Origin of the sequence: Streptomyces sp. NPDC007863 (assembly GCF_040633895.1) — a bacterium.
Classification (GTDB): Bacteria; Actinomycetota; Actinomycetes; order Streptomycetales; family Streptomycetaceae; genus Streptomyces.
In genome coordinates, this window is the sequence record NZ_JBEYEI010000010.1 from 67,703 (window position 1) to 88,993 (window position 21,291).

Below are 21,291 nucleotides of genomic sequence, written 5' to 3' on the forward strand. Positions count from 1 at the left end.
CCCGCCTCCCCTGCTGGTTGGAAGCGCCGTTGCTTCCCACCAGCACAACGAGCGATCCGGTGAACCTGTGCGGTCACAGCACTAGGGGCAGCGGATCCTCGTGGCGCTGCACCCGCACGCCGTCGGGCACGGAAGAGGGGGACCCGCAGAAGGAGCCGCCCGGCGGGATCCGCGTCGAGCCGGACGACCACGCGCTCGGCCGCCTGACCACCAAGCTGTACCTGGCTGTTGAGCGGGGTCAGAAGCCGATGTCCGTCGTGATCACGGCCAAGGTGTACGCCTCCCGCCACACGCGCGCCCACCTGCGCAGGCGCGGAATCCGCTGCACCCTCCCGGACAAGGCCGATCAGGCGGTTCGCTACGAGGCGACCGCCCTCGCCGCGGCCATCAACGAGTGGCTGTGACCAGCACATTCAAGGATGGCGGACGGACTGGCCGCGGAGTCCGGACGGCTCAGAGGGTAAGGGCATGTTCGACGAACTGGCCGCAGGAGCGGAACCCCAGGCGCCGGTAGACGGGCTCGCCCTCGGCCGACGCCTGGAGAACCGCGATGTGGTGGTCATGGTCTCGGGCCGTGTGGAGTGCCGCGAGCGTGATGGCACCGCCGTAGCCGCGCCGGCGATGGGAGGCCAGGGTGGAGATGTTGTAGATGCCGGCGACTCCCGCGTGCAGGAACACCTCGGCCGAGCAGACCGGCCGGCCCCCGGCGTAGCCGACGAGGTACCGGGCCGGGCAGTCCTCGGCCAGTGCCTGCGCGGCGTTCCGGGCGAAGAAGCTGCGGACGGTGTCGGCGGGCGGGTCCCAGTTCGCGGCGAGGACCAGGGCGTAGTCGGTGAGCTGTTCGGGCTCGGTCACCTGCTGGATGTCCAGGCCGGGGAGAGCCGGCGACGCCAGGGTCTCGTCGAGTTCGGCCCACATCGCCGCCTCGGTCTCGGAGGCCGGCAGACCTGCCGCCGTCAGCCCGGCCGAGAGCTCCGATGGCGTCGAGGCCGGGCCCACCCACCAGGAGAAGGGTCGGCCGGTGCGGGTCAACGTGCTGATGGTTTCGGCGACGCGCGCTGTGGCGTCGGCTGCGGTGAAGCGGGCGGCGGCCACGATGTTGAACGTGTCGTCGTCCAAGCCGCTGTCCGCGACCAGCAGGTCGTCGGTCTCCGTGACGGTCGCGCCGGACATGCGTCGGTGCAGATGGCAGGCGTGTTCCGCCAGGTTCTGTTCCATCTTGTCCATCAAGTCGGCTTCACCAGAGAAGTAATCACTCATGGTGATGGATCCCAGCACGACCGAGCGAGGAGCGCATGCCATTTCAGGCAGTGTCACGGCGGTGTCGTCCCGGGTGCCAGACGCCGGGCGTCCAGGGGTGCGGTCCACGAGCTGCGGCCGGGTTCCGGCGCCGGATGATCGAGTAGGGTCGGCCGGGGACCGGAATGTGCTGGTCCTTGCCCCGGCCGTAGGTGTGGCACAGGATCGGCTGCGGTGAGGTGTGGGCGTCCGGCCGCAGCCGGCAGGTGACGTCGACGGCCAGGACCAGCCGGCCGGCCGCAGCCCGCGACAGCGGCACCGCGGCCAGGGCTCGCCGCCTCCGGTCCGTGTCGATCCGGCCCTGGGCGAGCCCGGCGTGGAGCCCTCCCGGACCGCGGCGGTGTTCGCCCACCAGCGACACCTCGGCCAACGACCTCACCGGCCCGTCACCGCACAGAACCGCGTCGGCCAGCTCGAACAGAGCATCCGAACGGGCGGTGAGACAGGAAGAGAACTCGCCCCGGAAGCCGGACAGTTCTGCCGGCGGGCTCTCCCCGGCCATCGCGGTGCAGCAGACGCATCCTCACGGCCTTCGTGCCGAATGTGTGTGGCCCTTGGTCGGAGCACCTGTTCAGACGAAGGCCGCTTCCGTGGACGGCGGTTACCGTGCCGAGTGATCAAGTACGACGCACCGTTCGAGGAGCCGCTTCTCCCGGCGGCGCGAAGATCCGGGCCCGCAACGAGTGGACCAGTCACCGGCCGGCGACAGCCGCACTCCACCGGCCCGCACGACGACAAGCCGGCCGTCTTCGAACGCGATTCGATCCCCAGCAGCCAGGAAGAGCGGGCTCGCCAGCTCGAAGGCATAACCGTCGTCGGTTTCGAGGTCCTTGACCAATACCAATCGCGAGGAAGGCGTGACCCCGTCAGCTACCAGGCGCATGCCGAGATGATCCCACGCGGCCTGAGATCACCTCGACCCCATCCAGCAGCTGACCGACGGCCCACACGTTGAAGGTCAAGCCAGCGGATGGGACCGTCACGAAGGACCGGCCGACCGTGAGGCCGTCCGGCCTCTCGCCCGGTCGTCCTGGGCCGGGTCTGGACGACGCTCTGCCGTGAGGCCCTCGGCGCATCCCGAGCGCGGGGCGAGCCGGTCGGTGGCCACCGCTCGTACGCGGCATCCCATCGGTCCGGCCCCGCCTCAGCCCGCGCCGCCGGCACCCGGCGAAGCGGCCTGCCGACAAGGGGGACCGCGCGAGGAGGGCCGACGGGCGGGAGCAGCCCCGCGCGTGCGGGGAGCGGCGGTACTCGACGGCCCCGGTCGCCCGCGAGAGGAGCGTCAGCTCGGGATGGCCGGCGGGGGTTCGCTCTGGTAGCTCGACAGACTGAAGTGCTTCCTCACGAGCTTCCGCCAGGTGCCGTCGGCCACCATCTCCCCCAGGGCCTTGTTGATCTTCCCCTTGAGCTCGGTGTCGCCCTTCTTGAGGCCGATGCCGTAGTTCTCGTCGCTCAGGGACAGGCCCACGAGCTTGAACTTGCCCCAGTGCTGCTGCTGCGAGGCGTAGCCGGCGAGGATGGCGGCGTCCGTCGTCAGAGCGTCGACCTTCTTCTCCTCCAGGCCCTTCAGGCACTCGGAGTAGCCGCCGAGCTGCTGGAGGCCGGCCTTGGGGGCCAGCTTCTCCTTGACGTTCTGCGCGGAGGTCGAGCCGGTGACCGAGCAGAGCTTCCTGGAGTTGAGGTCCTCGACCTTGGTGATCGAGACCTCGTCGCCGCGGACCAGCAGGTCCTGGTGGGTCAGGAAGTACGGGCCGGCGAAGTCGACCTCCTTCAGGCGCTTCTCGTTGATCGAGTAGGTCGCCACGACGAACTTGACGTCACCGCTCTTGATGAGGTTCTCGCGCTGCGCCGACGGGGCTTCCGTCCAGACGATGTCGTCCGCGGAGTAGCCGAGCTTCTTGGCCACGTACGTGGCGACGTCGACGTCGAAGCCGGTGTAGCCGTCCGCGGTCCGCTGGCCCAGGCCCGGCTGGTCGAACTTGATGCCGATGGCGATCTTCTCGCCCTCGCCCCCGAGGTCCGACCCTAGGCCGCCGCACCCGCTCGCGGTCAGGGCAAGAACGACGACGCCTGCGACGGCGCCGAAGCGCTTCCTCACTCCGGACAGTACGACCGGACCCTCCTGGGCCGGGGAAGACTCCCCGTACTCCTCGGTCACTGCCACTCTGCTCATGTGCCTCTTGCTCCGTCCGGATCGATGGAGTGGACACTAGAGACACATTCGGAGAATCGTCATCACATCTGAGCGGAAATTGAGGTGGCCACATCACTCCACCCACACATCGCACCCCCAAAACGGGTCATCCACCCCCTTCCCGTCCCCGGCGGCGCGAGGGACGTCTCCCTTCCTCGTACCGAGCCGCAGCTCAGCGCCCCGCCCATCGCGGACAGCCTCGCCCGGCGAGGAGCAGCTCCAGCCGCTGCCAGGCAGGACCATCCCCGCGGGAGCGGGGAGCGGGGAGCGGTGTCCGAGGGTGATCCGGGCGCGCTCGGCGCCGGGGACCACCCGTCACCTCACGACCGCCGACGGGTACGCGCCCCGCCCACCGTGCCCGAGCCTCGGTCGCGAATTCCCCGTGCGAGGTGAAGGAAGCATGGGCGCCGAACCCGCCGCTCAGGCGGTCGTCCAGAGCGGCGAGGTTCCAGCCGAAGTATCCGCCGGGTCCGTCGACGGCCTCCCCGATGGCGCAGGAGAAGCCGTCTTCGTCCACGATGTGCCGGCCGTCCAGGGCGAACACCTCGCCGACGAAGAGCTCGTACCTCCATCCCCCGCCGCCCCGCACCGCTGCTCCCCCACTCCCCCCTCCCCCAGCAGGGCCGCTGATCATACCGACGCCCGACACGCCGCCGGGCAGGTGCGGGCGCGCTCCCCCGCCCTGGCACCCGGCCGGAGCCACGCGCCGAGCCGAACGGCCCGTCTGTCCGGCCGCGGCCTCATGGCCTTTCCAGCGACACCACAGCGTGGCCGATGAGTTCCCGGCTCCCGCGCGGTCCACACTCGTGTACCTCCCAGGAAAGGACACCGCCATGTCGGAGCTTCTCGTCGACTTCATCACCTCCCTCGACGGCAACGCATCGGGAGAAGGATGGCCCGGGTTCTGGGGCCTGGAGGGCCCCGAGTACCTCGCCTGGCTCGGCGAGCAGCCCAAGGTCACCTACCTGATGGGAGCGAACACCTACCGCCTGATGTCGGGCTTCGCCGCGGGCCAGGTCCCGAGCGGACAGGACGAGTTCAGGCCCGAGGAGGAGGCGTCCGTCGACGAGCTCACGCAGGCCACCAAGGTGGTGTTCTCCTCCTCGCTCCAGGAGCCGCTGACGTGGGCCAACTGCACGCTCGTCCGCGACGATGCCGTCGAGGCGGTCCGCGCCATGAAGTCGAGCGGCTCGGGGCTCCTGAGCACGATCGGCAGCCTCAGCCTGTCCCGGTCCCTGCTCCGAGCCGGGCTCGTCGACCGCTTCCGGGTCGTGATGTTCCCGGTGATCACCGGCGCCACGGGCGAGGAACGCATCTACGACGGCTACCCGGACGTCGCCCTCGAAATGACCGACCACCGCACCTTCGACGGCCGCATCCAGCTGGTCGAGTACGAGCCCCGCGTGCTCGACCACCCGCCGCTCGGCGCCCCTGCGTGAATCGGCCGCGCAAGCGGCGCCGGTCGGGTGGCGGTGCATGGCCCGGCCAGGGCAGAGGGGCGAAACCGACACGTACCCACCCCTGCCGGACGGGAAGCCGGCGACGGCTTCGGTGGCCGTGCCGACGGGGTGCGATCGCCGTGTGCGGGCAGGCCGACAGGCCCACGGCCCCGGGCCCGAACTCGGCTGAGGAGCTCGCACGGCTCCTGGCCCGGCACGGTCGGGGCGGCCGTTCGTACGCCTGGGCCGGGCAGGTGCCGTCGCGACAGCACCGGGTGGTTCGGGCGTTGCCGTCCAGCCGCGGTGTACGGGTGCGGTCAGCAGGTGGATCGGTAGGGCAGCCCGTTCACGAGGGTGCGCCACTCCTCCCGGTCGAGGCCGCCCGCCGCCCGCCGGCACGCGTCGGCCGCGGCGGCGGCCGGGGTGACGTCGATCCGCCGGAGCGGCGTGTGCGCCCCGGCCACGCGGAGGGTCGCTCCGTCGGAGCTGAAGGCCAGGTCGTGCACGCGGTTGCCGCCGGTGGAGATCGGGGAGCCGACGGGCAGGTGGGAGTCGAGGTCCCAGAGTTGGATGACGTCGTCGAAATAGGCGGCCGCCAGCGTGCGGCCGTCCGGGGAGAAGGCGAGGGCCGTGACGTGTCCCTCGCCCGCGGCGGCACGGGTGAGTCCGCCGAGGCTGCGTTCGAGGCCGCCGTCCCACAGGGTCACCCGCCCCGACCGTTCCCCGACCGCGAGGAACCGGCTGTCCGCGCTGAACTCCAGCGACGAGATGCCCGCGCCAGGGCCCTGCTCCCGAGGAGCCGTCGTCAGGTCCGGCAGCTCGACGGCCTCGCCCGCGAAGGTGACCAGCAAGCGCCCGTCGGGGCGGACGGCGTAGGAGCGGCCCTGGAGGCCGGTCGCCTTCCCGGTCGCCCGCCCCCGTGAAGGATCCCAGAGTTCGATGCCTGACGGGCGGCCCCAGAGGACCAGCCTGCCGTCCGGCGCGAGGGCGATGTCCGTCCAGCGGGTCGTCGGCCGGCCCCGCAGGGCGACCGGGCGCCGCCGCCCGACGTCCCAGAGACCGACGCTCAGGTCCTGCCCCGGACCCTTGGTGGAATAGGAGAGCATCCCCCCGTCCGGGCGGAAGGACAGCGACACCTCACAGGGTGGTCCGACCTGCTCCTCCGGTACACCGGGGATCGGCCGGGACCGGCAGGGCAGCCCCGGCAGTTCGGCGATCGGCGCTCCGGTCCTCCCGTCGGCGAGCCCGAAACGGGCCTGCCCGTCCGAGCCGGGCGGTTCCACGGTGACGAGCAGGCTTCCGTCCGGGCTGAATCTCGCGCCCGCCGAGGCGACGGGCTTCCAGTCGGCCCGCACCGCACGGCTGACGTCCAGCGTGTGGACCGCGCGCTCCGCGCCCGGCTCCGGTCCGGCGAGGAACCGCAGTCGGGCGGTCCTCGGGTCCACCCTGGGTTCGGCGGGGTACCCTCCGTTGGCCTGATGGATCACGACCGGCCAGTCCGGGGTGTCCAGGCGCCAGAGCAGCACGTCCGTCGTGGTGTGCGCGACGAGGTAACCGTCGTCCGTGCTGACCCCGAGCCGCACCACCCTCCGGTACTCGAGCAGCGGCCGTTCGGTGCCGTCGACGACGTCGCGGAGCCGGATGTTCCCCTCGTGGACCTGGGCCAGCAGACGTCCGCCGGCGACGAACTGGTACCTCTCCTCGTGGCAGTCCCGGCCGGAGGTCCATCCGATGGCCGCCTTCTTCCGCCGGGCGACATCCCAGATTTCGAGCGGCCGACCGGGAACGCAGAAGGCGAGCATCCGGCCGTCCGGGCGGAGGGCCACGTCCGGGCTGTCCGGCGCGAGCGGGCGGCGTTCCCTCGAACGCCGCTGCGACACCCCCTCGGTGACTTCCATGCCCGTCGGGTCCGCCTCCGGGTCCCTGGGCGCCCGTAACTCCATGAGTACCCGCCCGGTGCGCGCGTCCCACAGCGTGACCGCGTACTCGGTGGCCGTCCGGTCGTATCCGATCACCTGCCGCCCGCTCGGGCTCATCTCCGCCCCGCCCGCCGCCGGGCCGAGCACGAGGTCCGGCCGACGGCCCGACAGGTCACGGACCGCGACCGCGCCGGCGTTCTCCCCCGTCCCCGCGTGCGGGAAGTAGGTCACCAGGTCCCCGTCCCCGCGCTTCCATCCGACCTTCTCCAGGTCCTCGCCGAGCCCGTCGAAGGAACGGAGGACCGTACCGGTCTCCACGTCGCGGACGGTGACGCGGTCGCGGCCGATGCTGGTGAGCGTGCGGCCGTCGGAGCCGAGTGAACGGATCGCGCGTGGGTCGCCGTCGGGGTCGGTGAAGACGTCCAGTTCTTCCTGGGCCATTCCGCTCAGCACGGCGGACCGGGTCTCCGGCAGGTCGGCGAGGCGCCAGGCCGCCAGCCCGAGCCGCATCGCGGTGCGCGGGTCGGAGAGCCGCAGGCTGCTCGCGACTCCGGCCATCCGGCGGGCCTCCACCTCCACCCGGCGCCGCTCGCCGACCCGGTTCTGCTGCCAGGCGAGCAGTCCGGCCGTCAGGGCGAGCACCAGGACCGCGCAGAACACTGACGTGAGGGACCGCCGACGGCGCCGCTCCCGGTCGTGCGCCGCGGCGCTCGTGGTGAGGAACTCCCGCTCCACGGGGGTGAGGTCGTCCGGAGAGTCGCCACCGGCCGGAAAGCTCTCCGCCGCCGTGGAGAGCCGCACGCCCCGGTACAGCGCGCCGCCGTCCCGGCCGAGGGTGACCCAGGCGTCGGCGGCCTCGGTGAGCCGGCGCTGGGTGTGCAGGCGCTCGCGGTCCTCGTCGACCCAGTCGCGCAGCCGGGGCCACGCGGTGAGCAGCGCCTCGTGCGCGAGGTCGACGGTCGAGCCGTCGAGGGTGACCAGCCGGGCGCGGGCCAGCATCTCGATGACGAGCGCGGTGCCGGGCCCCGCGGTCTCGAACTCCGCGCGTTCGGCGGGGCGTCGGGTGTCCTGTGTTCCCCGGCCCGGCGCGACCAGCCTCAGCAGGACCCGGCGGGCGGTGACGGCCTGCGCGGGGGTGAGCCCGGCGTGGAACTCCTCGGCGGTGCGGGCGAGCGCACCGTGCAGCCCGCCGGCCGCCTCATAGGCGTCCTCGGCGAGGGTACGACCGTGCCGGCGGCGCCAGGTCTCGCGCAGCGCGTGCGACAGCAGCGGCAGGCCGCCCGGTTCGTCGGCGAGGTCGCGGACGATGCGGGCGGTGAGCGAGCGCTCGACGACCAGGCCGCGGACGGCCGCGGGCCGTACGACCACCGCGCGCAGCTCGTCCGGGCTCATCGGAGTGACCAGCTGGGTGGTGTCCCGGATGGCCTCCGCGAGCGGGCCGTGGGCGGCGCAGTGGCCGAAGAAGTCGGCCCGCACCGCGATCACGACCCGGGCGCCGTTCCCGGCGGCGGCGAGCAGCCGGTCGATGAACCGGGTGCGCTCGGCGGCGTCGGCGCAGAGCGTGAACGCCTCCTCGAACTGATCGACGAGCAGCACGGCGCCCCGGCCGACGCGTTCCCGCGTGAGCAGTTCCGCGTGGGTGCGGGCGGGGCGCGGGCCGGGGGTGAGGAGGTGGATCCCGGTGGGCCGGTGGGCGCCTGTCGCCTCGCGCAGGACGGGCACCAGTCCGGCCCTCAGCAGCGAGGACTTGCCGCTGCCGGACGGCCCGACGAGCGCGACGACGCGCCCTTCGCGTGCCAGCGGGACGAGCCGGGCGAGCAGGCGCTCGCGGCCGAAGAACAACTCCCGGTCCTCGGCCTCGAACCGGGCCAGGCCGAGGTAGGGCGCCTCGGCCGGGTCGTCGGCCGCCGCCGCCCGCTCGGTCAGTTCACGGCTCGCCTGCCGCCAGCGCTCGGCCCACTCGCCTACGTCGCCGCCGCACGCGCCGACGTAGGCGAGCGCCACCGGCAGGGTCGCCAGCCGGTCGCCCGAGGCGGCCTGGGCGAGGGCGGCGGCCGAGTAGTGCGCGCGGGCGGCCATCGCCCGGTAGGTGAGGCCGCCGGCCTTCTGCCGGAGCAGGCGTAACTCGTACGCGAACTGCTCGACGGGCCCGTCCGCCGGATCCAGCGGCCGCTCACGACGTCCCACCCGACTCCCCCGTCCCCCGATGGCGGTCCGGGCCACGCTAGGCCCGTGATCGCGGGCACGACAAGACCACCCGACGCTCCGGCGGCGCATTGTCCACACTGGTCGGAGGGGTCTGCTGGACAATGCCGCGGCGGCGAAAACTGAGGTCACGGCGACAGTCGCCGACCGGATCGACCCGATCCGCGGACCGAGGGGAACCCACATGAACGCACGCAGGAAGACCGCATTCGCGCTGACGTCGGCGGCCGCCATGGCCGGCATCCTGTTCGGGACGGCGGCGCCGGCCCAGGCGTACGGGACGCTGGACATCCGCTACGCCCGGGTGGACACGGATGACTGCACCAGGCTCGCCGGAACCCTCACGGTCACGCCGGCCAGCGGCGGGTGCTACCTGTACGACTCCGTGGACGACACGTACTTCGTGAAGGACGCGGGCGGCGAGGCCCTCAAGGTCGAGCTGCGGAACGGGGGCACGCTCGTCTCGAAGGTGGAGTTCCACCCGAACGGCGAGTCGCTCTACGCCTACGACACCGCCGCCGACGGCGACACCGTCTACGTGCAGATCTGGACGGCGACCCACGGTTCGTCGGACCGCTTCCGCGCCGTGGGCAGCCCGAGCCCCATCGGCTTCAGCTTCGCGGAGGGCGAGAACGTCCTGGTCAAGATCTACGACGACGCCGGCGGCACCGACCTGATCACGAGCTACTGGGCTCGCGCCTGACCCAGGCCGCGTGGCCGGCCCGGGGGCTGTGCCCCCGAGCCGGCCGCTCGCGTGTCTAGGCCAGGGCCGTGCCCCGCAGGTACGCGGCGAGAACGGCCCGGGGCGACGCGGTCGGGTCGAGCGCGGTCCGGTGGAACAGCAGCGAGTCCGTGAGGGCGATCAGGTCCTCGACGTGCGCGTCCGAACCGGGCAGTCCCGCTCTGGTGAGGGCCGTCGCCGCCACCCGCCGGCTCAGGGCGTGCACGTCGGAGTCCGCCGTCAGCTTCGCCCGGACGCGTGGCTCGTCGTGGAGTTCGAGGAGGAGGGCGTAACGGGCTCTCATGTCGTCGCGGCGCGACGCGAGAGCCTCCACGAGTCCTGCGATCAGCGCGGCGAGCGCGTCGGCGTCGAGGGGGCGTCCGGGTGCGAACCCCGCGTCCAGAGCCGCCGCGAGCCGTTCGGCGTCGGCCTTCGCCCGGGCGGCGAGCGCGTCGACGACGAGTTCCACGAGCGCGAGCCGTGTCTTCGCGTGGTAGGAGGTCGACCCCTGCGGGATTCCCGCCTCACGGTCGACGGCTCGATGGGTCAGGGCGCGGACGCCGTCACGAGCGATGACACGGATCGCGCTGTCGGCGATCGTCTCCCGCCGTTTGCTGCCGTTCGTCGTAGATGAAGACACGGTTCGATGCTACAGGTGTAGAGTTCCTCGCACTCTACACCTGTAGTGGAGAGGTGTGTCGCACCGTCAGGTGCAGCGGCAGAACAGGAGAAGAGCGCGATGGTCGACTTCGTTCCCGATCCGAGCCTGTATCCCTTCACCTCACGGTGGTTCGACTCGTCCGCCGGCCGGGTCCACTACATCGACGAGGGGGCGGGACCGCCGATCGTGTTCTGCCACGGCTCTCCCACCTGGAGTTTCCTCTACCGGAACATCGTGAAGGAGCTGCGCGGCCGCTACCGTTGCGTCGCCGTCGACCACCTCGGCTTCGGCCTGTCGGAGCGCCCGGCGGGCTACGGCTACACGATCGCGGAGCACACGGCGGTCCTGGGCGAGCTGATCGACCATCTGCGGCTCGACGACTTCGTCCTGATGGGACAGGACTGGGGTGGTCCCATCGGTCTCGGCGCGGCGGTCCCGCGCGCGGATCGCGTCAGGGGAATCGTGTTGGGCAACACGGCGTTCTGGCCGATCGAGCAGCTGGCGAACCGGGCGTTCAGCGTGGTCATGAGCAGCCGCCCCCTGCAGAGGCGCATCCTCGAACGGAACCTCCTCGTCGAGCGGTTCCTCCTCGGGAGGAGCGGCCCCGCCCTGACCACGGCCGAAGCCGATCACTACCGCATGGCGCAGCCCACGGAGGAAGCGCGGCGCGGACTCGCCGCCATGCCGGGAGAGATCCGCGCCGCTCGTCCGCTGCTCGAAGACCTCGCCCGCGACGTGCCGACCCGCCTCGGCGCCAAACCCGCCCTGGCGATATGGGGCATGCGGGACGTGGTGTTCCGGCCGCGGGCGTGTCTCCCGCGGGTCCGCTCCGCGTTCACCCGGCTCGACGTCGTCGAACTCCGCCACGCGAAGCACTTCATCCAGGAGGACGCACCCGGCGAGATCGCGGAGGCGATCGCCGATCGATTCCGCTGACGCCTGACACCGCCGTTCCTCACGGCGTTCCCGCTCCACCTCAGGGGCGTCGCCCGATGGCGAGGAACCCCAGGAAGCGCGGCGCCGAGCGGTCGGCGAACACGGCCGGCATGCGCCGCGGTCTGCGGCCCCGCTGACGCACGGGGAGTCGAACGTCGGTACGGCACCGGCACCGGCGCCGGCGCCGGCAGGTCGCGGAACGGCGCCCGCGTCTCCACCGGCACGCGATCGTCGCGGGCAGCAGCGCTCGTCGCAGACGTTCAGGCGCCGCACGCGAGTACCGCGGGTCACCGCGCCCACCGCTCGGCGGCCGGCCCGAGCGGGCGAGTGGCCCGCCCGCTCGGTCCTGTCTGCTCCGAGGCGTGGCCGGCTCTCCGGTCCTGTCCCCGCTCGGCCGCCATCCGGTTGCACCAGCAGCGGCGGTGGCGCGGCGAGCGAGCCCATAGCGTTCACATGTCAGCAGGAGCGCCTTCCGAAGGAGGCCGCGGATGAGCGGCGATCCGGTCCACGCAGCACTCGACACGCAGGCCGCGGCCGTCGAACCGCAGGTCATCGCATGGCGTCATCACCTCCACCAGAACCCTGAGCTGTCCAACCGTGAGGTGAACACGGCCAGGCTGATCGCGGACCACCTGACCTCCCTGGGACTCGACGAGGTCCGCACCGGGATCTCCGGCCACGGCGTGGTCGGCGTCCTCAGGGGCGGCCTGCCGGGTGACCGGGTGGTCGCGCTGCGCGCCGACATCGACGCGCTGCCCGTGAAGGAGGAGAGCGGGGAGAGCTTCGCCTCCACGGTCGTGGACGCGACGTATCCGGGCGGACCGTTCCCGGTCTCGCACGCCTGCGGCCACGACGGGCACACCGCCATGCTGCTCGGCGCGGCCACCGTGCTGGCCGGCCTGCGCGACCGGCTGCCCGGCACGGTGCTGTTCGTCTTCCAGCCCGCCGAGGAGGGCGCGCCGGCCGGTGAGAAGTCGGGCGCGAAGCAGATGCTCGACGAAGGGGCGTGCGACGACCCGGTGCCGACGATGGCGTTCGGCATGCACCTCGCCCCGCTGCCCGACACGTACGTCGGCTACCGGGTCGGCAACCAGTTCGGCGCCTCGTGCATGATCAGGATCGTGCTCACCGGTCAGCAGGTGCACGGCTCCACCCCGTGGATGGGTGTCGATCCGATGCCCGCCGCCGGCGCGATCATGGTCGGGATCGGGCAGCTGTACCGGCAGGTGCCCGCCTTCGATCCGGTCACCGTCACCATCGGGCACGTCGAGGACATCGGCCGCTTCAACATCGTGCCCGGCACGGTCACGCTGTGGGGCACCATCCGCTGCTCGGTCGAGGACGACATGGCGGACCTCCAGAAGCGGCTCACCACCCTGGCCGAGCAGACGGCGGCCGCGTACGGCTGCACGGCCGAGGTGGCGTACCTCCAGGACGTGCCGGCCGTGCACAACCTCAGGAAGTGGATCGACGCCGTCCTGCCGACCGTCGAGCGTGTCGTCGGCAAGGAGAAGGTGTACGAGACCCCGCCGACCCTGGGGTACGACGACGTCTCCGAGTTCGTGAACGCGTACGGCGGCGTCTATCTGATGCTCGGAGCCCAGGACGGCGAACTGGACGACGACGGGAAGCCGCGGCCCACGCCCGGCGGACGTGGCCTCGTCCAGCGGACGGGACCCCTGGCAGGGCATTGCGCCCCTGACGCGACCGGCTTTCGCCTCCCGACGTCGGGCGCACCTCGCGGCCCGGACGCCGCGACGAGCCCTTCGGTGCAGGTCGTCGCGAGCCTGGCCCGGGCACTGCACCTGCAGCCCAGGGAACGCGAGCGCGCCTTCCGGCCGGCGGGGGTCCGACGGATGCCGGCTCGACAAGGGTGCGGTCGGTCCGCACGTATCGGCCCGCAAGACCGTCGTGCACCCCGACTCGTGTACACCGTGGCCGCTGGTTCCGTCGACGCCGAAAGGCTGGAGTTCCTGCGCGTCGCGAACGGCGCCCGCGCGGGCGGCTCTCCGCGGCCGGGACGGCGCACTCACGTCGTCACCGGTTCGCGGTGAGCGTGCGGGATCGGTCGCGACGAGGCGGTCAGCCGCGGTCGAGCCTCGGGAGCGACGCGCAGAGGCGGTCCGGCAGCTCCGGCAGGACCTTGTGGATGCCCGCGCAGCCCGCGCCGCCGTTCATGGCCGCCGGCCGCCAGCCCTCGGTCTCGGCCCGGTAGAACCAGCGTTGCGAGACCGACGAGGACGAGCAACCGGCGTCGGCTTCGCCGCACACCGGCCCCATGCGGGTCGACAGGTCCAGCACCAGCCACGTGTCGTCACAGCCGCGGTACTCCCAGCTCGTGTGCCGAGGGATGTCCGTGTCGTTGACAGCCTGCTGATAGGAGGACGAGGTGCACCGCGGGGGTGTGGGGTCGCAGCCGTTCTCGTCACACAGCCGCAGGGCGGGCGGGGTGGCGCCGGCGGGGGTGTAGACGTTCAGGCTGTTCACCATGACCGTGCGGGTGCCCAGGGGCTCGCCGAGCTTCACCGTCGTCTCGACCCGCCGTGTCCCGGTGCAGCCGGAGTCCCGGTCCAGGGCCGGCGTCTCGTACGTGACCTGCACGTACAGGGTGCCGTTCGCGACGGATTCGAGCGCACCGCGCAGGTCGCGTACGCACTCGCCCGCGCCGTCGGGCACTTCGGCGACGACCTCAAGTGACCGTCCCCCGTCGGCGGTTCGGACGCCGGCGATGCGGATCGGGGCGGCGCGCGTCCAGGACAGGGCTGTGGCCGCAGGTGCCGTGGCCGTGCCCCTTGCCGTGGGCGCGCCCGGCACCTCCTCGGCGGTACCGGCATTCTCGGCCGCCTGGGAACCGCAGCCCGCCAGGACCACCAGGGCCGCACCGACCACGACCGCCCGCATCCTCCGCTGCCACATGCCGTTCCCCCCAGTTCCCGAAGATCAGCAGCCTAGCCTGCCCCCACATCCCGCCGATGGTTGCCGGTTGCCGGTTGCTCCGACGCCTGGACGCAGTGTTGATCACCTGCCGGGAGCGGGCCTACGGTGCGTCGCATGACTACGGTTCGAATCGGCGTGATGTACGACCGTGACTGGGCACCGGAAGGCCTGCCGGCCTTTGCGCGGGATGCCGAGGCGCTCGGGGTGGACGATCTGTGGGTGGTCGAGGATCTCGGGTGGAACGGTGGCGTGTCGGCCGCCGCGGTGGCCCTGGCGTCCACGGAGCGGCTGCGGGTGGGCATCGGGATCACACCGGCGCCCCTGCGCAGTCCGGCGCTTCTGGCCATGGAACTGGCCACGCTGGCAAGGGTTTTCCCGGGGCGGCTGACCGCGGGGATCGGGCACGGGGTGGCCGAGTGGATGGCGTCCGTCGGTGTCGCGCCGAAGTCACCGCTGGCGCTGCTGGAGGAGACGATCCGGTCCGTACGGGCTCTGCTGCGCGGCGAACGGGTCGAACTGGACGGTCGCGAGGTCCGGTTGGACGGCATCAAGCTGGTGCACCCGCCGCAGGAGCCGCCGCCGGTGGTCGCCGGCGTGGTGCGTCCTCGTTCGCTTGAGCTGTCGGGCCGGATCGCGGACGGGACGCTGATCGCCGAGGGGCACGGGCCGCGGGATCTCGAACGGGTACGGGAACTGACCGCGCTGGGCGGCGCGGGGGCCGACCACGACCTGATCGTGCTGGCCTTCTGCTCCGTCGACGAGGACCGCGAGCAGGTCGCGCGAACGCTGCGGCCCAGCGTCGAGGGGCACGCGGCCTGGCTGGGCCGCCCGCCGGAGCAGGTGTTCACGGTCTCCGGGCGCGCCGGGGACGCCGCGGAGCGCGTGGGCGAGCTCGCCACGGCCGGAGCGGGGACGGTGGTGCTGCGGATCGTGGGCGACGAGCCGTTGAAGCAGCTCGGAAACGTACTGGAGACGCTGGCGGCGGCCGGCCTCCGTACCGGCTGATCAGCGCGGCGGGCGGGCCGCCGCGCGCGCCGTCCGCCGCCCTTCGCCCTTCGGCCGCCCACCCTTCGCCCGGCGCCGCCGGAAGGCCGAACACGGTCGGGCGGAGTCGCCGTGGTGGGCGCGCGCGGCGGACGTCCGGTGCCTTGTTCTCGGAACCGCGCCCGTGAGCACTGCCCCCGCCCATGCCGGGCGCGGCGGCCTGGTGCCGTGCCTGCCACCGGAGCCGTCGGCGGGTACGCACTCGTACGTACCGGCGTCGCCGACGCCCCGCCAGGGCCTACGCCCAGTCCAAGCTCGCCGACCTGCTGATGATGACCCACCTCGCCGACCTCGCGGCCGCGCACGGACGGCCCCCCTGTCGGCCGGCGCCCACCCCGGCCACACCCGGACCGACCTGATGACCTCCGGCCCGACCCTGAACGGCGGCCGCCCCGGCCTGGTGGAGTCACTGCTCTACAAGATCGTGCCGTCCCAGGGCGCGGAACCGCTGCTGTACGCCGCCACCAGCCCCGACGCCACGCCCGGTCCCCGGCCGCGCGGACAAACCCTGGTGCGGGAGCGCTCCCATTCTGGGATCGTGGGGCGGATGATGCCACCATTCATACGCCGCTACCGCCCCTCCGACCGCGCCGCCGTGGCGGAGATCTGCGTCAGGACGGCCCACAGGGGCGGTGACGCCTCCGGGCTCTACCCCGATCCCGAGCTGCTGCCCGTGATCTTCGCCTACCCCTACGTCGAGCTTGAGCCGGACTTCGCCTTCGTTCTGGACGACGGGACGGGGCGGGCCGTCGGGTACGTCCTCGGCGCGCCGGACACCGCGGGCTTCGCCGCCCGGTTCCGCACGGAGTGGCTGCCCCGGGTGACGGAGCGCTTCCCGCCGCCCGCCGGGGCGGCGGCCGACACACCCGCCGACGCGATGACGGTCCTCCTGCACACGCCGCAGCGCATGGTCCACGGGGAGCTGTCCGGGCATCCGGCGCACCTGCACATCGACCTGCTGCCCGCCTGGCAGGGCCAGGGGTACGGGCGCGCGCTCCTCGACACTCTCCTCTCGGCGCTGCACGAGCACGGCGTGGGCGCCGTACACCTCTGTATGGACCGGGCGAACGCACCGGCCCGCGCCTTCTACGACCGGCTGGGGTTCACGCCGCTGGAGGTGCCGGACCCCGGGCCCGTCTGGTACCTGGGCCGCCCGACGGCCCGGTAGCCGGGGGCCCGGCTCCGAGGGCCTGGCGGCGGGACGGCGCGACGGCCCGGCGCGACGGCGCGCCGGCTCACGATCCCCGCGCGGGCGGGCGCGGGGATCGGGTCGGGAGCCGGTCGTCAGCGTTCGGTCAGCCGGGCCTTGTAGGCGAGGGCGTAGGCGAGCTTTCCGGGCTTGGCGTCGCCGTACGGCTTGGCCAGCTTGCCGAACTCGCCCTTGTCCCTGGCCTTGCCGTCGTTCCACGCCGCCAGGACGCCGAGTTCCCCGGCGGTCTTTCCGCTGTCGACGACGCTGTCCGGGGACAGCGCCGTCTGCGCCTTCGTCAGGGCCTCGACGGCGCCGAGGTAGCCGGCGAGGTCGTCCGTGTTCCAGTGGTCGAGTCCGGCGGGACGGGTGTCGCGCAGCCAGGCGCCCCAGTAGAACTCCTGGAACGGGATCGTCCCCGCCTCGTAGCCGATGTCACGGCCGAAGTAGAGGAGGCTGCGGTAGGGGTCGTCGCCGAAGTTGTCGAGTCCGACGCTCCCGGGCAGCTTGTTGACCTCGACGGCGTCGCCCTGGGCGTCGCGCAGCCACACCCACTTCTCGGCCTTCATGCGGTCCCAGAACTTCTGCCGGGGCAACTGGCCGAGGTTGGCCACGACCCGGAGCCGTATCCGCAGGTCCGCCCCGCCGTCGGGGAGTTCGTACAGGGAGGTGAGGGTGTGGTGGCCGTCGGTGAGGTACAGGCTGCCGCCGGGGCCGATGACCACGGTCTTCATGGCCGCGATGCTCTCGGGCGTCTCCTCGCCGACGGGCAGTTCACAGGTGAAGGAGGTCGGGTCGTCGAGTCGTGCGTCCGGAGCGGCGCTCGCCGCCTCGGCCTGGCCGTTCGTCTCGCACCACTCGTCGAACTTCTTGTTGATCTCGTCCTTGCCGAGCGTGAAGCGGCCGAGCTTGTAGTAGACCTCGTCGTATCCGAGCGACGGCTGGGTCGGGCGTACGTCCCCGATCCTGACCTCGACGAGGTCCCCGGGCTTGGCGCAGAGGTACTCCTGCGGGACCTTCCGCTGGTCGTGGCCGCAGAGCGAGGGGCGGAGGCCCGGCTCTCCGGGCGCGGCCGTGGCGGGTCCGGCGGACGAGAGGGCGGTGCCGCCGGCCAGGGCGGTGACGGCGAAGGCGGCGAGCGTGCCCGTCAGCGGGCGACGGACGGGCTTCGGGGAGGACATCGGTGACGGTTCCTCAGGGGATCGCGGAGCGTGGGAGTGGGACAGCGTGGGAGGCGCGCCCACGGTCCTGATCACACGCGACGCGCGGGAAGCCGCCGCCCGTCGTCACGGTGAACGTCCGCCCAACGTCGGTGGCGCGCCGCCCCGCGCCCGGAGCCGCGGCCTCCCTCGCCCGCTGGACCGGGTCAGACGGTACGGGCCAGCAGCATGGCGCCCATCGCGAGCATGGTGGTGGCCACGAGGGCGTCCAGGACGCGCCAGGCGGCGGGGCGGGAGAGGACGCGGCTGAGGAGGCGGGCGCCGTAGCCGAGGCCGGCGAACCACGCGAGGCTGGCGAGCATCGCGCCGAGGCCGAAGACCCAGCGCAGGGAACCGCGTTCGGCGGCGACGGAGCCGAGCAGCAGCACGGTGTCCAGGTAGACGTGCGGATTGAGCCAGGTCATGGCCAGGCAGGTGAGCACGGCGGCGCGTACGGAGCCCGCCGAGGCTCCCTTCGTCGCGAGCGCCTCCCCCGCGGGCCGCAGCACGCGGCGTGCGGCCAGGAGGCCGTATCCGATCAGGAAGGCTCCGCCGGCGAGGCCTATCGCGGTCAGTCCGGCGGGCCAGGCGGTGACGACGGCCCCGAGGCCGGCGACACCGAGGGCGATCAGAAGGGCGTCGGACACCGCGCAGATGCCGACCACGGCGAGTACCGCGTGCCGGCGCACGCCCTGGCGCAGGACGAAGGCGTTCTGCGCGCCGATGGCGACGATGAGGGAGAGGCCGGTGCCGAATCCGGCGACGGCCGCCGGGAGGATGCTGCTGGTCATGGCCACGACGCTACGGTCGGCGACCGCCTTCAGTACAGCTAAAGATTCTTAGTCACCTTAAGCTGGTCTCATGGACGAGCTGCCCATCGACCAGGTCCGCACGCTCCTCGCCGTCATCGACGAGGGCACCTTCGACGCGGCCGCCGCCGCCCTGCACGTCACGCCCTCCGCCGTCAGCCAGCGCGTGAAGACGCTGGAACAGCGCACCGGGCGGGTCCTCCTCACCCGTACGAAACCGGTCCGCGCGACGGAGTCCGGTCAGGTGGTGGTGCGGTTCGCGCGCCGGCTGGCCGCGCTGGAACGGGACGCGCTGACGGAACTGGGCATCGCGGGAGGCTCGGGTCCGGCGCGGCTGGCCATCGCGGTCAACGCGGACTCCCTGGCCACCTGGTTCCTGCCGGCGCTGACCCGGGTGCCGCAGGACCCGCCGATCTGTTTCGAGCTCCACCAGGAGGACGAGGCGCACACCGCGACGCTGCTGCGCGACGGTCAGGTGATGGCGGCGGTGACGTCCTCGTCGGATCCCGTCGCGGGCTGCACCGTGAGCCCCTTGGGTGCGGCACGCTATCTGCCGGTGGCGAGCCCGTCGTTCGCGTCCCGGTATCTCTCGGGCGGACCGCTGGAGTGCGTCCTGCCGGACGCGCCGGTGATCGTCTTCAACCGGCGCGACGAACTGCAGGACCGGTTCGTCGGCGCCCTCACCTCCGGCGCCTCGGGGGCGAGCCTGCTCCGGCACCACGTGCCCACCTCGGAGGGATTCGCCGGGGCCATCACCGCCGGCCTCGGCTGGGGCCTGGTCCCCGAGCCCCAGGCGGAACCCCTGCTCCGCTCCGGCGCCCTCGCCGAACTGGCGCCGGACCGCTGCCTGGACGTGCCCCTCTACTGGCAGCAGTGGAAGCTCGACGTGCCCGCCCTGGCGCTCGTGGCCCGGACCGTCGCCGCGGCCGCGGCCGAGTCCCTCCACGCCCTGGACCGCCCTCGCCCGCAGGCCTGAACGGCGGGCGCTCCGTGGCGAGTTCGGCAGGCGCGGCGGTTCCCCGACGGTCAGCCGCCGGGCTGCCCGGCCCGGCGGACACGGAGCGCCCACAGCACCAGCGGCACCTGGAGGGGGAGCCGGGCCAGGGCCGCCGCCTTGGCGGGGGCCGGGCGGTGGCGCCAGTCGTACGCCATCTTCACGTTCGCCGGGAACACGGCGGTGAACAGGCCGGCCGCGGCCAGCGCGCCCGCGCGCCGCGAGGCCGGATGCGCGACCGCCGCGCCGACGGCGATCTCGGCGAGCCCGCTCAGCCGCGTCCAGGTGCGCGGCGGACCGGGGAGGGTGCGGGGCACCATCGCGTCGAACTGCCGCGGAACCACGAAGTGGGCCACGCCGGCCCCCACGAGCAAACCGCTGAGCAGGCGAGCAGAGGTCGCGGAGCCGGGCATGTGCCGCCCCTTTCGTGTCGTGTCGTGCGGGCGGTGTCCTGTGGGGACGGCCGCAAGTTACCTGACAGTAGCGCCGGGGTGGCGGCGAGGGAAGCCGCCCTCGTTCCGCGCCCTGCCCCGTGGAGGCCGCTCGTGCCAGCATGGCCACCATGACGAGTACAGGGCAGACACCGGCCGTCACCCCGTTACCCCGTTCCGACCGGGGGTTTCCGCTTCTCACCGTGGGCGCCGAGGAGGAGTTCCTGCTGGTCGACCCGGTCTCACGCGCCCTGCGAGCCGACGCCGAGAAGGTGGTGGCCGAGGCCGCGGGCGAACTCGGCGGGCGGGTGGGACCGGAACTCACCCGCTACCAGGTCGAAACCCGAACCGACCCCCACACCAGCCTCGCCGACCTCGCCGGCCAGATCCGCGCCACCCGCCGCACGCTGGTCCGCGCCGCCGCACGCCGGGGTGTACGCATCGTCTCCAGCGGCACGCCCGTCACCGCCCCGCCCGGACCGCCGCCGCTGACCGACGACCCCCGCTACGCGCGCAGCGCCGCCCTGTTCCGGGCCCTGGACGACGAACAGATCGCCTGCGCCTGCCACATCCACGTCGGCCTCCCCGACCTCGCCACCGCCCTCAGGGTCAGCAACCACCTGCGCCCCTGGATCCCCGCGCTCATCGCCCTCTCGGCCAACTCGCCGTTCTGGGCGGGCCGGGACACCGGTTACGCCAGCTGGCGGACGACCACCTGGGGACGCTGGCCGGTCGCCGGTCCGCCGCCGTACTTCGAGTCGGCCGCCCACTTCGAGGACCTCGTCGGCGGCTTCCTCGGCACCGGCGCCATCATGGACCCCGGCGGCCTGTACTGGGACGTCCGGCCCTCCCACCACCTGCCCACCCTGGAGTTCCGGGCCGCCGACGCCACGGGCACCGCCGACGACACCGTGCTGATCGCCGGGCTCGTCCGGGCGCTGGCCGCCACCGCCCTGCGGGCCGTCGAGGCGAACGAGCCGGCTCCCCGGCCCGCTCCCGAACTGCTGCGGGCCGCCTGCTGGCGCGCCGCTCGCGACGGCCTGGCCGGCGAGCTCGTCGACCCGGTCACCGGCCGGCTGACCCCGGCCCTCCCGTACGTCGACGGGCTCCTGGCCCACGTGGGGCCCGCGCTCGGCCAGGGCGGCGACGCGGCGCTCGTCCACGAACACTGGGCGCGCCTGCGGCGTCACGGCGGCCGCGCCGACGCCCAGCGCGCCGCGCACCGCCGGCGGGGCAACCCGGACGACGTCGTCGACCATCTCATCGGCCTCACCGACCCCACCGACCTCACCGACGCCCCGTGATTCCTTCGTG

Annotated in this window: 18 protein-coding genes and 2 pseudogenes; 9 read left to right on the forward strand and 11 right to left on the reverse strand. The window is 72.9% G+C overall.

The features are described from left to right. Positions 1-59: 59 nt before the first annotated feature. Positions 60-404 (forward strand): hypothetical protein, encoded by a 345-nt coding sequence (locus ABZ621_RS17285; protein ID WP_360605233.1) that lies wholly within the window; start codon positions 60-62, stop codon positions 402-404. 49 nt (positions 405-453) lie between these two features. Here the strand turns inward: ABZ621_RS17285 and ABZ621_RS17290 are convergent, their stop codons facing one another. From ABZ621_RS17290 to ABZ621_RS17310, 5 genes and pseudogenes are all read right to left on the reverse strand, one after another. Further along, on the reverse strand, positions 454-1,218 hold the full coding sequence (locus tag ABZ621_RS17290; RefSeq protein ID WP_360605606.1) for a GNAT family N-acetyltransferase: 765 nt from the start codon (positions 1,216-1,218) through the stop codon (positions 454-456). A 110-nt stretch (positions 1,219-1,328) separates the two neighbouring features. Continuing rightward, a pseudogene (locus ABZ621_RS17295) lies at positions 1,329-1,801 on the reverse strand (transposase); the annotation flags it as partial. Between the two features lie 99 nt (positions 1,802-1,900). Continuing rightward, a complete protein-coding gene (locus ABZ621_RS17300) occupies positions 1,901-2,182 on the reverse strand; it encodes a hypothetical protein (protein ID WP_360605235.1) in 282 nt (93 codons plus the stop codon). A 399-nt stretch (positions 2,183-2,581) separates the two neighbouring features. Beyond that, on the reverse strand, positions 2,582-3,472 hold the full coding sequence (locus ABZ621_RS17305) for a glutamate ABC transporter substrate-binding protein (RefSeq protein WP_360605237.1): 891 nt from the start codon (positions 3,470-3,472) through the stop codon (positions 2,582-2,584). 427 nt (positions 3,473-3,899) lie between these two features. Beyond that, positions 3,900-4,034 (reverse strand): annotated as a pseudogene (locus ABZ621_RS17310) (barstar family protein); the annotation flags it as partial. 292 nt (positions 4,035-4,326) lie between these two features. Here ABZ621_RS17310 and ABZ621_RS17315 point away from each other — a divergent pair. After that, entirely contained in the window at positions 4,327-4,932 is a 606-nt protein-coding gene (locus tag ABZ621_RS17315) for a dihydrofolate reductase family protein (RefSeq protein WP_360605238.1), read from the forward strand. Positions 4,933-5,249: 317 nt separating this feature from the next. Here the strand turns inward: ABZ621_RS17315 and ABZ621_RS17320 are convergent, their stop codons facing one another. Then, on the reverse strand, positions 5,250-9,038 hold the full coding sequence (locus ABZ621_RS17320; RefSeq protein WP_360605240.1) for a hypothetical protein: 3,789 nt from the start codon (positions 9,036-9,038) through the stop codon (positions 5,250-5,252). A gap of 202 nt (positions 9,039-9,240) precedes the next feature. Here ABZ621_RS17320 and ABZ621_RS17325 point away from each other — a divergent pair, with 202 nt between their 5' ends. Further along, positions 9,241-9,759 (forward strand): hypothetical protein, encoded by a 519-nt coding sequence (locus ABZ621_RS17325; protein WP_360605242.1) that lies wholly within the window; start codon positions 9,241-9,243, stop codon positions 9,757-9,759. A gap of 55 nt (positions 9,760-9,814) precedes the next feature. On the opposite strand, the gene ABZ621_RS17330 is transcribed toward ABZ621_RS17325, so the two are convergent. Further along, positions 9,815-10,417 (reverse strand): TetR family transcriptional regulator, encoded by a 603-nt coding sequence (locus ABZ621_RS17330; protein WP_360605244.1) that lies wholly within the window; start codon positions 10,415-10,417, stop codon positions 9,815-9,817. Between the two features lie 99 nt (positions 10,418-10,516). Here ABZ621_RS17330 and ABZ621_RS17335 point away from each other — a divergent pair, with 99 nt between their 5' ends. Beyond that, the gene (locus tag ABZ621_RS17335; RefSeq protein ID WP_360605246.1) at positions 10,517-11,374 is read left to right on the forward strand and encodes a haloalkane dehalogenase; all 858 of its coding nucleotides are present in this window, start codon (positions 10,517-10,519) and stop codon (positions 11,372-11,374) included. 488 nt (positions 11,375-11,862) lie between these two features. Beyond that, positions 11,863-13,428: an amidohydrolase gene (locus ABZ621_RS17340; RefSeq protein WP_360605248.1), complete on the forward strand. Its 1,566-nt coding sequence runs from the start codon at positions 11,863-11,865 to the stop codon at positions 13,426-13,428. 28 nt (positions 13,429-13,456) lie between these two features. Here ABZ621_RS17340 and ABZ621_RS17345 read toward each other — a convergent pair whose 3' ends face one another. Further along, positions 13,457-14,290 (reverse strand): hypothetical protein, encoded by an 834-nt coding sequence (locus ABZ621_RS17345; RefSeq protein WP_360605250.1) that lies wholly within the window; start codon positions 14,288-14,290, stop codon positions 13,457-13,459. Between the two features lie 135 nt (positions 14,291-14,425). On the opposite strand from ABZ621_RS17345, the gene ABZ621_RS17350 reads away from it, so the two are divergent. Together ABZ621_RS17350 and ABZ621_RS17355 are read left to right on the forward strand one after the other, a co-directional pair. Further along, a complete protein-coding gene (locus ABZ621_RS17350) occupies positions 14,426-15,316 on the forward strand; it encodes an LLM class flavin-dependent oxidoreductase (RefSeq protein ID WP_360605252.1) in 891 nt (296 codons plus the stop codon). 586 nt (positions 15,317-15,902) lie between these two features. Further along, positions 15,903-16,523: a GNAT family N-acetyltransferase gene (locus ABZ621_RS17355; protein ID WP_360605608.1), complete on the forward strand. Its 621-nt coding sequence runs from the start codon at positions 15,903-15,905 to the stop codon at positions 16,521-16,523. A gap of 116 nt (positions 16,524-16,639) precedes the next feature. Here the strand turns inward: ABZ621_RS17355 and ABZ621_RS17360 are convergent, their stop codons facing one another. Together ABZ621_RS17360 and ABZ621_RS17365 are read right to left on the reverse strand one after the other, a co-directional pair. Next, a complete protein-coding gene (locus tag ABZ621_RS17360; RefSeq protein WP_360605254.1) occupies positions 16,640-17,725 on the reverse strand; it encodes a ParB/Srx family N-terminal domain-containing protein in 1,086 nt (361 codons plus the stop codon). Positions 17,726-17,910: 185 nt separating this feature from the next. Further along, positions 17,911-18,534: a LysE/ArgO family amino acid transporter gene (locus ABZ621_RS17365; RefSeq protein WP_360605256.1), complete on the reverse strand. Its 624-nt coding sequence runs from the start codon at positions 18,532-18,534 to the stop codon at positions 17,911-17,913. A 70-nt stretch (positions 18,535-18,604) separates the two neighbouring features. On the opposite strand from ABZ621_RS17365, the gene ABZ621_RS17370 reads away from it, so the two are divergent. Next, entirely contained in the window at positions 18,605-19,528 is a 924-nt protein-coding gene (locus ABZ621_RS17370; protein WP_360605258.1) for a LysR family transcriptional regulator ArgP, read from the forward strand. Between the two features lie 50 nt (positions 19,529-19,578). Here the strand turns inward: ABZ621_RS17370 and ABZ621_RS17375 are convergent, their stop codons facing one another. Then, a complete protein-coding gene (locus ABZ621_RS17375; protein WP_360605260.1) occupies positions 19,579-19,959 on the reverse strand; it encodes a hypothetical protein in 381 nt (126 codons plus the stop codon). A gap of 221 nt (positions 19,960-20,180) precedes the next feature. Between ABZ621_RS17375 and ABZ621_RS17380 the strand changes: the two genes are divergently transcribed. Further along, positions 20,181-21,281, forward strand: coding sequence for a glutamate--cysteine ligase (locus ABZ621_RS17380; protein ID WP_360605262.1), 1,101 nt, complete (start codon positions 20,181-20,183; stop codon positions 21,279-21,281). The last annotated feature ends 10 nt before the right edge of the window (positions 21,282-21,291 follow it).

What these genes read in the sequence shown, in the direction of transcription:
- ABZ621_RS17340 (WP_360605248.1), top strand. Translation starts at nt 11,863, where the DNA reads ATGAGCGGCGATCCGGTCCACGCAGCACTCGACACGCAGGCCGCGGCC.
- ABZ621_RS17360 (WP_360605254.1), bottom strand. Translation starts at nt 17,725, where the DNA reads ATGTCCTCCCCGAAGCCCGTCCGTCGCCCGCTGACGGGCACGCTCGCC.
- ABZ621_RS17325 (WP_360605242.1), top strand. Translation starts at nt 9,241, where the DNA reads ATGAACGCACGCAGGAAGACCGCATTCGCGCTGACGTCGGCGGCCGCC.
- ABZ621_RS17350 (WP_360605252.1), top strand. Translation starts at nt 14,426, where the DNA reads ATGACTACGGTTCGAATCGGCGTGATGTACGACCGTGACTGGGCACCG.
- ABZ621_RS17375 (WP_360605260.1), bottom strand. Translation starts at nt 19,959, where the DNA reads ATGCCCGGCTCCGCGACCTCTGCTCGCCTGCTCAGCGGTTTGCTCGTG.
- ABZ621_RS17305 (WP_360605237.1), bottom strand. Translation starts at nt 3,472, where the DNA reads ATGAGCAGAGTGGCAGTGACCGAGGAGTACGGGGAGTCTTCCCCGGCC.
- ABZ621_RS17370 (WP_360605258.1), top strand. Translation starts at nt 18,605, where the DNA reads ATGGACGAGCTGCCCATCGACCAGGTCCGCACGCTCCTCGCCGTCATC.
- ABZ621_RS17355 (WP_360605608.1), top strand. Translation starts at nt 15,903, where the DNA reads ATGATGCCACCATTCATACGCCGCTACCGCCCCTCCGACCGCGCCGCC.
- ABZ621_RS17290 (WP_360605606.1), bottom strand. Translation starts at nt 1,218, where the DNA reads ATGGAACAGAACCTGGCGGAACACGCCTGCCATCTGCACCGACGCATG.
- ABZ621_RS17335 (WP_360605246.1), top strand. Translation starts at nt 10,517, where the DNA reads ATGGTCGACTTCGTTCCCGATCCGAGCCTGTATCCCTTCACCTCACGG.
- ABZ621_RS17315 (WP_360605238.1), top strand. Translation starts at nt 4,327, where the DNA reads ATGTCGGAGCTTCTCGTCGACTTCATCACCTCCCTCGACGGCAACGCA.
- ABZ621_RS17365 (WP_360605256.1), bottom strand. Translation starts at nt 18,534, where the DNA reads ATGACCAGCAGCATCCTCCCGGCGGCCGTCGCCGGATTCGGCACCGGC.
- ABZ621_RS17345 (WP_360605250.1), bottom strand. Translation starts at nt 14,290, where the DNA reads ATGTGGCAGCGGAGGATGCGGGCGGTCGTGGTCGGTGCGGCCCTGGTG.
- ABZ621_RS17300 (WP_360605235.1), bottom strand. Translation starts at nt 2,182, where the DNA reads ATGCGCCTGGTAGCTGACGGGGTCACGCCTTCCTCGCGATTGGTATTG.